A 12,694-nucleotide genomic window follows, 5' to 3' on the forward strand; every position below is an offset into this window, starting at 1 on the left:
CAAGACTCCGGCGTTTTACGAAGCGGCCGGGCGCTGGCGCGGAAGCCGTATCGAGAACTTCGCTCCGTGGTCCGGGGCGCCGACCGCGTCCACGCTTCCGCCGTGCCGCCGGACGATACGCGCTACGGTCGCGAGCCCGACGCCGGTGCCTGGAAAGTGCGGATGATCGTGGATCCGCTCGAACGGCAGGAACAGCTTCTGCCGGAAGCGCGGATCGAATCCGATGCCGTCGTCTTCGATCGTGACGACGATGTCGTCGCCCCCGGCGATGCCCGACACCGTGATGTGTCCGGTTTCGCGCGTGCCGGTGAACTTCCACGCGTTGCGCATCAGGTTCTCGACCGCGATATGCAGCAGCCCGAGATCTCCGCTCACCTTAGGGACGCCGCCGATCGTGAACTCGACTTTGCGGTGCGGATCCTCGGCCGCCAGATTCTCCGCGACCGAGCGTGCGACCGCCGCGAGATCGACCGCTTCATAGCGAAGCGCGCTGCGGCTGACGCGCGACAGCCGCAGCATGTCGTCGATCAGCCCGTCCATGCGCCGGCTCGCGGCGCGGATCTTTCCGAGATGCGTGTGCACGTCTTCGTCGAGCTTCTCGCCGCTCTCGTCGACGATCATCTGGCTGAATCCGGCGATCGCGCGCAGCGGTGAGCGAAGATCGTGCGACACGGTATGGCTGAAGCTTTCGAGCTCGCGGTTGGCCATCTCGAGCTCGGCGGTGCGCTCGACGACGCGCCGCTCGAGCTGCGCGCGAAGCTCGGCGAGCTCGGCGTCGGTGTGGCGCGCGTCCTGCAGATGCTGCTCGACGCGGCTGCGGGCGCCTTCGAGCGAATGCGCGATGTAGATGGTGACGGCGAATCCCGTCAGCAGCGTGAGGGCGTTGTCGAGGCCGAGAACCGGCGCGGAAAGCCAGTACATTGCCGCCGTTGCGAGCCCGATTCCGGCCGCCGAAGCGCCTGCGAGAACGGCCTGGGCCCTGGCGCCCCATGGAATCAGGGCCGATGCGATGTACGTGAGCGCGATCGTCAGAAGCGCCATCGGCATCACGTCGCGGCGCACCGCCGACATCCCGACGCCGACGGCGAGCTGGGTAAACAGGCCGACGGTGATGAGGACGAGCGTCTGCCGGCGCGAGCCGGCGCCACGAAGCGCATAGATGCAGCTATAGAGAACGACCAGGCGGAAGCCGCAGAGCGCGAAGCGCAGCTCGAACGATTCGCTCACCGAGAACGGCAGCATCGCAAAGTAGATCGTCTGCGAGAGGGCGAGGAACCACAGGCACTCGCGGACTCGCTGGCGCAGCCCCGGCAGCAGAATGTTGTGGTCGGCTTCCGCGCGGTCGAGCGGCACCTGTCGGACGGCCGTGTCGGCGTCGCGCGACGTTTCAGCAAAAGCAACGGGAGATGGCATGGCTCGGACTCGAGCCCAAGGCCTCCGAACGGCCGGGGATTCTTTTACCGGGGGCGTTCCGAATAGTCGATAGTCGTTCTTCGGAGGTGCGTTCGGAGGCAATTTCGAAGCGTTCGTCGAACCGGCGACGACTGCCATCGTGCGACCGATTGAAACCGCCGCCGCAGCGCGAAAGAATCCCGGAACTCGGGGTGTGGCGCAGTCTGGTAGCGCACCTGCTTTGGGAGCAGGGTGTCGGAGGTTCAAATCCTCTCACCCCGACCACTTTCGCGGACCGCTCCGCGTCGCTTCAGAAAACCGGGACGCTCCCGGTTTCCCAGTCTTCGAGCGACGCCGGTCCGCACTCGATACGCGCCCGTAGCTCAGTCGGATAGAGCACCGGCCTTCTAAGCCGGTGGTCGCTGGTTCGAATCCAGCCGGGCGCGCTTTTTTTCCTATCCATTCCGACAGCTTGCGCGGGCACTTCCTTCGCTTCGCTAGCGGTCATTGGCTCGGTGCCGGTAGAGGTGCCGGTTGCGGCGTTAAGCCGTTGCACAGCATCGAGTTGGTGAGCTGGTGACAGGTGCGAGTAACGCAGCGTCATCGTGATCGACTGGTGGCCCATCAGCTCTTGTACCGTGCGGATGTCCACTCCAGCCATCACCAGACGGCTCGCGAACGTGTGCCGGAGATCGTGCCAGCGCATGCCTTCGATCTTGGCCTTTTTGAGTGCGGGCGCGTAGGCGCGGTGCAGGAAGTTGCGGGCATCGCGTGGACTCTCGCCGCCTACCGTCTCGCCGTTCTTGAGTTCCACCGCTTTGGAAGGAAACACCAGCTCGGACCGGGCGCGGCTCGGCAGCTCCCGCAGGATCGCCCGCACGGTGTCATTCATTGGCACCCGGCGCAGCTTGCCGCTTTTGGCCCGCGGAATGGTGATCATGCCCGTGGCGAAGTCGACGTTGTCCCAGCGAAGGTTGAACTGCTCGCCCTGGCGCAGCCCGGTGTGGATCGCGAAGGCGACCAGCGGCCAGTCGGCGGGCTTCATGGCTTCGCGTAGCTTCGTCTCCTCGTCCGCGCTCAGGAACCGCACGCGTTCGTTGTTTTCCCGGTGCAGCTTCACCCGGTTCGTCGGGTTGGTTGCGATCAGCCCGTCGGCAATCGCAATGTTGAAGACCCTTTTTAGGAATTTTACCTCGCGGTTCACTGTGGCTGGTGCGGATGTTTTGATGCGCTCAGCTTGGTAGCGCTCGACGTCGCCGGGCGAGATCTGCGCGAGAGTGCGGCCCGGAAAAGCTTCCTTCCAGTATCGGCCATAGCGCTCGTAGTCGGAGAATGCGCGAATGCGGCCCTTCGCCCGCTTCATCACGTCGTCGATATGGTCGGCGAGCAGGGTGTCGCGGCGGCCGATGCTTTCTGGGAAGAAACGGCGTTCGGTAACTTCGGTTTTGCGCTTTGCGTAAACTTTTTTTGCGAGTGCTTTCGGTCCGATCTTTTCGCGGTGTTCGCGACCGCTTTCATCGTGGTAGCGCACCCACCACACGCCGGAGCCTTTCGGGCGCTCGAAGACGCCGCGATCCGAGCCCGTTCGCTTTGTGGTGCTCTCGTTGGTGGTGCGCTTTGTCATTGGCTTGGAACCTGATGAGTATCGCAAGCTCTGCGCCTGTCGCCAAGGGCATTCGGCCCTGTTTGTGTCTTCATTCTGGGTCTTACGTTCTTGACGAATGCCGTCAGCCTACGCCACCAGCGCGAGCATCATTGTTGCTGATTCGTTCTACGCGCGGGACGTTCGTGCTGGCGGATGAGTTTGTCGATGTCCGATTCTTTGAATCGTAGCGCACGGCCAAACAGCTTCACGGCCGGAATGCGCCGCTCGTATGCCCACGCGTAGATGGTGCTCACCCGGACACCTAAGCGCTCGGCGGCCTGCGCGACAGTGAGAAGCTTATCAGGCACTGTGCACCGCCTCGCGACACTCCATGCCGAGCCAGTGATGGATGAGCCGCACGAGCTGGGCCGCCACCGCGTCGGCCGTGGAAAGCGGAACATGCAGTCCAAGAGCGCCTTGCTGGCCAATGAAGAACCAGCGCGCCCCGGCGTCCCTCAGCTCCATGAGGATCCGATCTTGAAGCCAGACCGGGAATTCGGAATCGGTCGCCAGGAAAACGTCAATTCGGATGTCTGCGGTCGCCTTCCGGCGTACGACTTCGATGCGGGGCCGCCGCATGCGTTTGCAGCGCTGAAACCAAGCGCTTTGCAGGCCGAAATGACACCTTGGGTCGCAGGACGTAAAGCCGTTCCGCTCGGCATCCTTGAAACGCTCCACCGCGGCGTCGGTAAGTAGACGGCCTTCGACAAGGATATGCGGACGATGCGGCATGCTATGACTCTCCTTCCGCCGAGGCTGCGAATGAGGCGAGGGAAGGCGGTTCTGCGTAGTTGTTTTGTGGTGCGCCTGACGCGCGCGCGAGCGACGTCCTTGCGCCCCCGCCTAACTCGCCATCAACGGGCGACTGGTGCTGACAGGGCAGACTCGTAATCGCGCTTTCCGCGCTTTCCGCGCACCACTGGACAGGCCGGAGGGAGCCAGAAGAATTGTCGGAACTCGTCCGGCTGATGTATTGCACGGGGCGTCCGCGAGTCTTTACCGTCTCCACCGTAACAGCGCCGATGGCTTTGAGGTCCGCAATGGCGGTGCTCAGTTCCTTGGCAGTGATGTGGTTGGAGAAGATCTCTGTTCGGACTGTGGTCGTCGTGAGTGCGGTGCCGTCTTCGGGCAACCATGCAAGCAGGGTATCTGCCAGAATATTGCCGGTTGTCGCTCCGAATATTTCTAAGACTGATTGTTCGGCTTGTTCCCACAGCGCCAGAGCGCATCGAAGGTGGTGTTCCTCGATTCTCTTCGACTGCGCGCAAAGCGCGTAAAGCATGGAAAGGCGAAGGACGTGCGCCTCGGCCCGCGCTAGCAGCTGGCCAATGATTCCGGGGAAGTCGCGCGTCAGTTCTGGGTAAACCGCGTCCCACAAAGCGGTGGCGTCATCCGATCGCGTCATCTCCCCGCAGGCCTGGGCGAATTCGAGTGATCGTTGGACATCAGCCACAAGCACGCTGAGGGCAGCAGAATCCGCTCGTCCCGGGCTCGAAAGAAGCTTCGCACGCCCCACCGCGAGGAATATGAAGCGATTACCGAAGCCGTTGGCAGCATCCGTTTTTGTGAGGTGCGCCAGCAGGTCGGCGGTCGTGGAATGGGCGATTACGCTGACGTGCGGAGCCGTGGCGCGCAGCGCGTCCTTGCGGGTCAAGACGCCGAGGTCTTGATGGTCCCAGGCTTCTCGGAGCGTTGCGGATAGTATGTTGTTCAGCCGCGTCGCCTGTATGAGGACCTTCGCAAACTCGGCTTCGGTGACCAGTACGCGCTTGTCGTCCACCCCGGGGTCCCACTCTGATTCCGAACTCGGTCCGGAGTTTCGCACGGCGTTGATGAGCCCTTCGCCGGTGGATAGCCCAGCGAGCACTCGGTCCGATCTCCAGCCGGGGTCGGCGTCAGCGATTGCACGCAGTGCGACTCGTAGGCCATCGCCCTTACGCCCATGTGCCGAAGCACCGACGAGCGCGAGGAATTCGTTGCAGTAGTGGGTAGTCTCGCCGACGTGGACATGCGGCCCCGAACCCACAGCGCTGCCGAACGCGACGAGGAACTGCGCGGCTATTCCGAGCGGGTCCGCCTCAGTGTGAGGCTCGAACACGGCTACGACGCGCCCGACAAGTCCCGAGTAGATTACCGCCGGGGCATTCGCTACCCGGGCTTTGTCGTTTACGGCGACAAGATTGTCCGTTAGTCTGTCCATGATTCGTTGTGCTCGGCGGGCTTTCCCGAACGGCTGTGACGGAAGCCCGCTGAGTTCCAGTACCTCCTATCCAGTTATGCCTCGCTGGCGATTCCAGGACCGGCGTGGGCCCCACTGATATTTGCTGCTGTGTCCGCGCGTTGCTTCTCGATCCAGCTCTGCATGTCCTCATTGCGAACGCGGATCGCGCGACCGACGCGCAATGCGGGCAATTCCCCGTGCTTCAGCAATTCGTACACAACCGTTCGGCTAAGTCGGGTAGCTTCGATGACGTCCTGAACTGTGAGCAGCGTCTGCTGCATGGCGTATTCTCCATCGCTGTCAGCGCGGTTTCCGGCGATGTTGCCGCGTACCGCCACGTCTGAGTTTCGCGGCGGCGGAGATTGCGCGCAATAGTCTGGATGGGAGGAGTGCGACCAAAAATTCGACGTTGCGACCAAATATTGCGATCGCAAAATCGGAAGCGTTCTACGGCTCGCGCATTTGAGCGGTTGCCGGAAGGTGCACTACGTCTTCGGGGACGCTTTCCCTTTTATTTGGTGTAGGACCGCCGACGGCGTAGAGTCGGCAAGTGCGCTCAGAAGAAAAAGCGCCCATCGTTCATCGCGACCACGACGCTTCTGGCGGAACCCCTCGTCGCCGTAGAAGCGCTCAAGTGCCAGCCGCCAGTCAATGTGTTTCACGAAATTTGGGTAGGGCATGGCCGCGCGTGGCTGTAGAAAAACCGCCTCCGTCTTGCTGTCCCAGCTGGTAACGAAGAAGTTCAGAAGTTCGTCACTTGCACTGGCGATTCGGCCTACCAGTTCCGGTGTGAGTGGTGGTGCGGACTGTACCCTGGGAAGCGGATTGCCGTACCGCGGATCGTCCTTGGATCTTGCAGCGATCTTCCAGCGAATAAAATTGTAGTCATCGGCAAGTTCCTCGCTCGGCACCGTTTGGAGATTGCCGTCGTGGTCGAGGATCCGAAGCCCCGGAGGTCGGCCTACCTTTCCCTTCGCAGGCCTGATTCTCACGGTATATCCAGAGTCTGTTTGATCGCCGTCGCCATCACGGAAACATCTACGTCCGATGTAATCGGGGGCAAGGTGGCCTGGTGCTCCCGACGTAGTCTGTCTTGATGGGCCCGGAGCCAGCGCTCGCTGCGCGCCAATCGATGCTGGGCCGTCCGTCGCTTCCGATGCGTCCAGTTCCGGGCATCCTTACGCAGTGGGTGCCGGTAGCCGTACCGCTGAGAAGCGTAAACGAGGCTGTGGCAGTGACGGCAGCGCCATTCCAAGGCTGTGGCTGTCGGGGGGCGATACAGACTTTCGCAGCGTGCTCCGCACCCTGGGCATAGAAACCACCAACGAACGCATGCGCCGCCTGGACGGGCAATGAGACGAATGAAGGGCAGCTCGGGGAAGATCCACGGGCGGTGCCGGCCCAGAGTGGCGGCGTCTACGACAGAAAGGACGGTGGTGACGTGCAGCGCGGCGCACTGTTCGACGCACCATTCGTGGTGTTTCGGCCACCGATAGCTTACGAGGTTCGAAGACATTGTCGTAGAGTATCAAATTCCTTAGCGCGTCGCGCAAAGCCCGACGGCGCAGACTGAAATGCCGGAGTAGGATCGGTGGGAAGTTACGCAGAGTGCTGGCTGGGATCGTTTTATGTCGGCTCAACGAAGAACGACGTAGACCCGCGTCTGATGCAGCTCGTAAGGGCTGGAGATAAGGTCGCCGTCCGCGGAGACCGTTCCGCGATACCGATTCAGATGCACCGCTGGTGTGACGATCTCCCGGAAGGCGAGGAGGTTTCTGTCGTCTTCTATCGTGCTCCAGCTGTAACTATTCGGGAGCGTCTAGAGCTAAAGGGCTATACACTCGAATTGGCGACTGCGGCACTGGTTGCAAATCTCCAAGCCGAAGCGGTACGAGCGAAGAACTGGAGTGAATGCGAGCGAGGCGAAATATTTTTACCATTGGTTGCAACTCTCGAAAACGCCACCGTCGCTGCTTGGTTTTCCGCTCTGCGCGAAATCCATGACAAAGATCTTCAGTCAAGTAGGCAAAAACACGCGGCTGACAATTCGCTACTCGGCTATATGCTTAGTCACGATTGGCTTGGTTCAGGCCCCGATCCTTTCGTCGGAATTCGTCTCGCGTTAGAGGTTTGCGAGCCAGACGCCGAGTTGATTTACGACATCACCGATCTCGTGCGGACTGAGGCGTCCGCGGAGGACGAGGAAGATTACGTTGCTTATGTTGATGGGTTGATGTCGAGCAGTTACGCTTCGAGCGCGAAGACGATAATTCTAACTGAAGGTCGAACCGATAGTCGATTCATCAGTGAATCGCTGAAATTATTGTACCCACATCTCGCGGAATACTTCAGTTTCATGGATTTCGAGAACGCGCGCGTAAGTGGTGGCGCGGGAAACCTTGCGAATCTGGTCAAGGCGTTCGCCGGTGCCGGAATAGTAAACAAAACCATCGCAATTTTTGACAATGACACCGCGGGCGACGCCGCAATGCTTACCCTTCGGAGTGTTACTCTGCCGGATAGTATTCGCGTCCTACGACTACCCGACAGTGAATTTCTGTTGACGTATCCTACGATTGGACCGTCGGGTGCGACGCCCATGAATGTGAACGGCCGAGCGGCCAGTATTGAACTTTATCTAGGTGCAGACGTACTTCGAGACGAAAACGGAGAGTTGCTGCCGGTACAGTGGACCGGGTACGAGCCAGCACTACAAAAATATCAAGGCGAAGTTTTATTTAAAGATAGAATTCGAGAACGTTTCGATAGCCGCTTGGACGCGTGTCTAAGAGATCCGGACAGGGTTAAATTAACTGACTGGAGCGGAATTCGCCAGATTCTCCAGATGCTCTTTTCGGCATTCCACGACTCGGACGGAAAAGAGATACTGGCAGGAATTGCTGAGTGGATGGACTTGTAAAGAAGCAGGTCTACTCAGCCCGGCGCTTGTCGACGATAAACAGCAGGTGGCTCGCGAGGATGATCATCTCGACGGCCTCCTGTGCCTCGACCACTACTTGTCGGTGACTATGTGGATTTTTGTAAGAACCCACTGCCCCGGCCATTAAGTTGGCAAGTGCTTCTTGTTCTGCGACGAGAGCATGTTTGTCCGCGAGGGGCCCAGTGGTTGGTTTGAAGGCGAGGCGAACGAGCGTAACGCCAATGTCCGTGTCGGAAAGTCCGGCTTGCTGCCGAATATGAACTTCCAAGATCTTAAAGCTCTGGAAGACGGCGACGTCGTAATCTCCCCTAAGAAACGGGGCGTACACTTTCTGAACGAGCGCAGGGTGGAGCAGTCCCTTAGGAAGTAGGTTTGCATGTCTGTACGCTACAATTCCTGCCGGAGTTGCCGCTTCTTTTCCGCGACGCGTGACGAAGACAAGGTCGCCACTGCTTTCCGCGGTAGGTGCCAGAAGGCCCTCGCGAAGCAGCCACACCCAAGCCTCCATGATCGCACGGGAAATCTCATCGTGCCTTTCTTGCGGGTATCCCTGCAATGCATTGCTGCGACCGAAGTTTTGACGATGCAATTCGTTTGCTTTGACCTTCGGCGAAGCGAGGTACTGCAACACCAAGCCAGCTAATTCCTCAGCCTCGAGTGCGAGAAGTGAATCGACGTCCGATACGAGATCGCTAAAGAGCACGCTGCCTCACGATGATGAGTCACGGATACACGCGAGAAACAGACGCACCGACGCGCCTTGCCGGCCAATTCGGGTCCGCGATTGTCTAATGCGGTGCGACATCGTCTTCTCTGCGAGATCTTGTCACGAGCCGGTGCGAACAGCGCGGGTAGAGTGGAACGCAATCTTGTAGTCGTAGTAGGTACGCCCATTATCCGTGTAAACACCCCATGCACGCGACGACCCATTCCTGGTCGTAGTGGTGGACCAGTAGCCCGACGAGGCGTCGCAGCTACATGTCGGATCCGAGATGTCTGTACAGACGATGGAGCAGCTCTCTGTGCACACGAGGGAACAATTATCGCCACTGTCGAACGCGCCCGCTACGGCGGGACCCGGCCCCGGGTCTGACCTGCTGTAGTCTACGATGGTAAGCAGTTCTCGGATGTTCGGCAGTCGCCAGTCACGATGTCCGGCAAAACCGCAACGTCCTCCCACTAGCCGGCAATCAAGATCCTTAGTGCAACTCAAGATAGTGTTCCGATCACATCGATTGTTCAGCTGGTTAAGAAAGACTGAATGCGCTGAGCCGTCGAACGCAGTAGGCCCACTTGACCAACTGTATTGATTTCTGGGGTCGTGCGGATTTGCGCAAGAGTTGCCAGCCTCCACGGCGCATTGCACCGGAGGAAGGGTAACGAAGCCGATCTTTTTCTCCCACATCAGGCCTGTGTTTTTGTCGGTGACTGTTCCGTCTGCATTGTCAGTGACGGCAAACGGCAAGCCGGTTTGAAGGTCGCCGTCGTCACCCGCGCCGAAGCTCGTCGTCTGGCCAGTCCTGAGAGGCTGCCCGAAGAAGGAGCAGAGTAAGGCGACTGACTGGCCGACGGCCTTCTTCAGAACCGACAACGCATCCGAGGTCGTGACGGAACCGCTGTCATCTACGTCACCGCAGACCGGGGCTGCCGGTAGCGCAATACGAGCAGTCAGTAAGAATGCTGCACCCATTGCCCATGTGTGCATCCGCCGCATAGCGGCATACTCTTCCCCAGCCCGAGTTGACGCCAGCGCGCACTATTCCCGTCTGCAAAGACCACCTCGCGCCTACTGCGCGATTCTCAGAGAGACGTAAGGATCAGTCTCAGGCGACCGGGGCGCGTCGCCTAGGCAAATAGGACCGGTCACGGGTAACCTTTGCGTGAACTGCGTCCAACAATGATGCTTGAGCTTGTGGCATTGATTCTTTGTGACGAATGCGGCCGAGAGATCTCCGACAAGGCGTTGGAATGCCCTGGCTGCGGAAACCCGATAGTCGGCATATTCCCGAAAGCGTGGAGAGGTCGGAAGCGTGAGGCTTCAAAGGAAGGCATATTTCTCCAGACACTCAACGCGGGCTGCACCATCATTTTCCTCTTCATTGGTCTGGTTGTACTGCTTGCGATGTTCGGCAGTAAGAAGTGACTGCTCCACGTAAAGACAGCGGCTGGGTAAACTGAGCCACTTGCGCGCAGATAGCGAAGATCACAGGGAAAGTTGCGGCGGAGGAGATAGACAATCCCTCGACAAGCGGAACGTTCGCATACGTCATGTGTGCATAACTGCAAAAGGCTAGGTTCCAGTCCATTGCACCGGGCTGGGGCGTAATACAAGGCTCGAAAATGGCCGCTGGTAGCGACGAGGCAACAGCGCAGCTACATGATCTGCGGCTGTTAGAAGCAAAGGAGGCTGCGTACTACGGTGCGTTAGTGCAGGCTTGGTTTTCAACCCGCATGGAGCGGGACCGCACTATCATCGCCCTCTCAGCGGGAGGTGTCGGCGTCCTCGTTACACTGCTGACGTCGCGGTCGCCGATGACGGACACCGAGTTCGTGCTTTATATCCTGGATAGCTTTGCCTTTATGACGGCAATTGTGGCCGGTATCACTGTGCTTCAGAGAAATAGCGATTACATCGTACAGTTGTTGCGGAAGCCCGAGGAACCCGACGATCGCGCGTTGCAATGGCTCGATAGACTAGCCGTAGGTGGTTTTGCACTTGGGCTCGTTCTCGCGCTGACGGTTGGAATTGTGGCAGGCGCTAAAAAATTGAATATGGAGGAAAGATCGATGGCGAAAGAACCTGTAAGGTCCCGACAAACACTGGACGAGGCGTTCCACGGCGCAAACGCCCTGAGGCCAAGTGCCGCATCGAACTCCGAGAGAAGCTTCAACGGCGCGGCATCACTGGCTCCCACGCAACCGGTAGCCACGCAACCAACTTCGCAATCGTCAACTCAGCAGCAGCAGCCCGCGCAGCCCGCATCGCAGACACAAGGTGGCGGAGGCAGTAACGGGAGCAGTGAGTGATCAGCGACTCTCACTTATCCGACCGACCCAGTTCTGCCCCCGATTCGCTGCAAAGCGGTGCGCTGTGGCGCGACCGAACGGAACCAGCAGCGACGTTTCCCACTGATTCCGTACGTTGCTGTTCCTCGCTGCCGAAGCCCTGACGATCCCCGTAGTCACAAACATTACAAATGTTGAGTCTGTAACTCCGCGCAAAATCTTGCTGCGCGATTACCCGAGGGGCTTCAGCATCAGACACGGAATCGCTGGGGGCGGTGCCGGGGTAGGGGCAGGGGCCTGAGGCGGGTTCGCTCGCTCGAATAGCCGCACGGGCACCCGTCGCCTCGTCTGTCAGGTGGAGTTGCTTCCAGCTGCGGCCGAGGCCACTTCCACACGTTCTCCGTTGGTGGCGCTGCCGTGCTTGAGGCTGGTGCCGGTTCTAGTGCCGGTTGGTGGTCGAAACTGATCAAACGTGATCGAAGCCAGTGGAAGTCTGCGAATCGCTAAGTGCGCGTGTTCATTCGTAACAGCCTGTCACACCAGCGTTTCATCATCGTCGTCACTCGCACTTCTAAGCCGGTGGTCGCTGGTTCGAATCCAGCCGGGCGCGCTTTTTTTGCTCGGGTCGCTGCTCAAGCAGGGCCGCCGCGAGTCTCGTCCCGGTAAATGACTTGCTGGACGCTCGGCAGGCCGTCCGCTACATTCCACTTGCGACCGCACCTTGGGAAACCCGCATGAAATACAACATTGATTGTGAGCGCGAAGAGGACGGACGATGGATCGCGGAGGTCCCGGAGTTGCCTGGCGTATTGGCTTATGCGGCCACGGCCGAAGAAGCCATGTCCAAGGCTGAAGTCCTTGCCCTTCGCGTGCTGGCCGAACGCCTGGAACACGGCGAGGCTCGGCCTGTGGACATCAGCATCACCGTTCCCGCCGTCGCATGAGTCATTGGCCGTCGGCGCGGGCCAACCGTGTCCTTGCGGCCCTCTTTCGTATCGGCTGGAGCGTCAAGCGCCAGTCTGGTTCCCACAAGACTTTGCAACGGGAAGGGTGGCCCGATTTCGTCTTTGCGTTTCACGAACGGGAAGAGCTCGGGCCGCGGATGCTGGCTCGAATCGCAAAGCATAGCGGCCTTGAGCCGGAGGACCTTTGACGACTGTTGACGGCGTAGTCGTCGATCTCGCCGTGCGCGCAAGTATGGTTCGCCTTTTGTGCGAGCGGGACGAAGCGGGAGCCTGTTCAGATGTCGAGCGCTCGGACGGACAGAGCTATTCGGAGCAGCGTTGGGAGTACGAAGGTAAGCCGTGTATGCCTCCGTATTGAGCGGTTCTCAGATCAACTCCCCCAAGAAGCCTGACGGTGTCCGCGGTGGTGTCAGTTGAGTATCGAACTGACCGCACGTGATCGAACTCCTGGAAAGCGCCATCGTTACCTCTGCGGCCTTCCATTCCCAGCTTGAGCTCGTTGGAATAGCGCCATCGCAGTGGGA

13 protein-coding genes and 2 tRNA genes are annotated in these 12,694 nt (G+C 59.7%); 8 read left to right on the plus strand and 7 right to left on the minus strand.

Annotation, left to right across the window (positions count from 1 at the left end; all coding sequences use genetic code 11):
* Window positions 1–15 precede the first annotated feature (15 nt).
* Window positions 16–1,413 (minus strand): HAMP domain-containing sensor histidine kinase, encoded by a 1,398-nt coding sequence (locus VN634_02400; protein HXC49714.1) that lies wholly within the window; start codon window positions 1,411–1,413, stop codon window positions 16–18.
* Window positions 1,414–1,600: 187 nt separating this feature from the next.
* Here VN634_02400 and VN634_02405 point away from each other — a divergent pair.
* The 4 genes from VN634_02405 (at window position 1,601) to VN634_02420 (ending at window position 3,031) form a co-directional block, all read left to right on the plus strand.
* A tRNA-Pro gene (locus VN634_02405) sits at window positions 1,601–1,677 on the plus strand.
* 87 nt (window positions 1,678–1,764) lie between these two features.
* Window positions 1,765–1,838 (plus strand) — tRNA-Arg (locus tag VN634_02410).
* 170 nt (window positions 1,839–2,008) lie between these two features.
* Window positions 2,009–2,449 (plus strand): hypothetical protein, encoded by a 441-nt coding sequence (locus tag VN634_02415; protein ID HXC49715.1) that lies wholly within the window; start codon window positions 2,009–2,011, stop codon window positions 2,447–2,449.
* A 180-nt stretch (window positions 2,450–2,629) separates the two neighbouring features.
* Window positions 2,630–3,031: a hypothetical protein gene (locus VN634_02420; protein HXC49716.1), complete on the plus strand. Its 402-nt coding sequence runs from the start codon at window positions 2,630–2,632 to the stop codon at window positions 3,029–3,031.
* Between the two features lie 113 nt (window positions 3,032–3,144).
* On the opposite strand, the gene VN634_02425 is transcribed toward VN634_02420, so the two are convergent.
* From VN634_02425 to VN634_02445, 5 genes are all read right to left on the minus strand, one after another.
* Window positions 3,145–3,345, minus strand: coding sequence for a helix-turn-helix domain-containing protein (locus VN634_02425; protein ID HXC49717.1), 201 nt, complete (start codon window positions 3,343–3,345; stop codon window positions 3,145–3,147).
* A complete protein-coding gene (locus VN634_02430) occupies window positions 3,338–3,769 on the minus strand; it encodes a hypothetical protein (GenBank protein ID HXC49718.1) in 432 nt (143 codons plus the stop codon). Before VN634_02430 ends, VN634_02425 begins: the two co-directional genes overlap by 8 nt.
* A gap of 1 nt (window position 3,770) precedes the next feature.
* Window positions 3,771–4,817: a hypothetical protein gene (locus VN634_02435; protein ID HXC49719.1), complete on the minus strand. Its 1,047-nt coding sequence runs from the start codon at window positions 4,815–4,817 to the stop codon at window positions 3,771–3,773.
* 494 nt (window positions 4,818–5,311) lie between these two features.
* Window positions 5,312–5,596, minus strand: coding sequence for a helix-turn-helix domain-containing protein (locus VN634_02440; protein ID HXC49720.1), 285 nt, complete (start codon window positions 5,594–5,596; stop codon window positions 5,312–5,314).
* A gap of 147 nt (window positions 5,597–5,743) precedes the next feature.
* On the minus strand, window positions 5,744–6,250 hold the full coding sequence (locus tag VN634_02445; GenBank protein ID HXC49721.1) for a hypothetical protein: 507 nt from the start codon (window positions 6,248–6,250) through the stop codon (window positions 5,744–5,746).
* Between the two features lie 599 nt (window positions 6,251–6,849).
* On the opposite strand from VN634_02445, the gene VN634_02450 reads away from it, so the two are divergent.
* Window positions 6,850–8,178: a HEPN/Toprim-associated domain-containing protein gene (locus tag VN634_02450; protein ID HXC49722.1), complete on the plus strand. Its 1,329-nt coding sequence runs from the start codon at window positions 6,850–6,852 to the stop codon at window positions 8,176–8,178.
* A gap of 10 nt (window positions 8,179–8,188) precedes the next feature.
* Here VN634_02450 and VN634_02455 read toward each other — a convergent pair whose 3' ends face one another.
* Window positions 8,189–8,902: a TIGR02391 family protein gene (locus VN634_02455; protein ID HXC49723.1), complete on the minus strand. Its 714-nt coding sequence runs from the start codon at window positions 8,900–8,902 to the stop codon at window positions 8,189–8,191.
* A 1,637-nt stretch (window positions 8,903–10,539) separates the two neighbouring features.
* Between VN634_02455 and VN634_02460 the strand changes: the two genes are divergently transcribed.
* The 3 genes from VN634_02460 (at window position 10,540) to VN634_02470 (ending at window position 12,358) form a co-directional block, all read left to right on the plus strand.
* Window positions 10,540–11,226, plus strand: a complete 687-nt coding sequence (locus VN634_02460; protein HXC49724.1) for a hypothetical protein — start codon at window positions 10,540–10,542, stop codon at window positions 11,224–11,226.
* 713 nt (window positions 11,227–11,939) lie between these two features.
* Window positions 11,940–12,149 (plus strand): type II toxin-antitoxin system HicB family antitoxin, encoded by a 210-nt coding sequence (locus tag VN634_02465; GenBank protein ID HXC49725.1) that lies wholly within the window; start codon window positions 11,940–11,942, stop codon window positions 12,147–12,149.
* On the plus strand, window positions 12,146–12,358 hold the full coding sequence (locus VN634_02470) for a type II toxin-antitoxin system HicA family toxin (GenBank protein HXC49726.1): 213 nt from the start codon (window positions 12,146–12,148) through the stop codon (window positions 12,356–12,358). The genes VN634_02465 and VN634_02470 overlap by 4 nt, the downstream gene beginning before the upstream one ends.
* The last annotated feature ends 336 nt before the right edge of the window (window positions 12,359–12,694 follow it).

It is taken from the genome of Candidatus Limnocylindrales bacterium, assembly GCA_035571835.1.
Lineage (GTDB): Bacteria > Desulfobacterota > Binatia > UBA1149 > CAITLU01 > DATNBU01.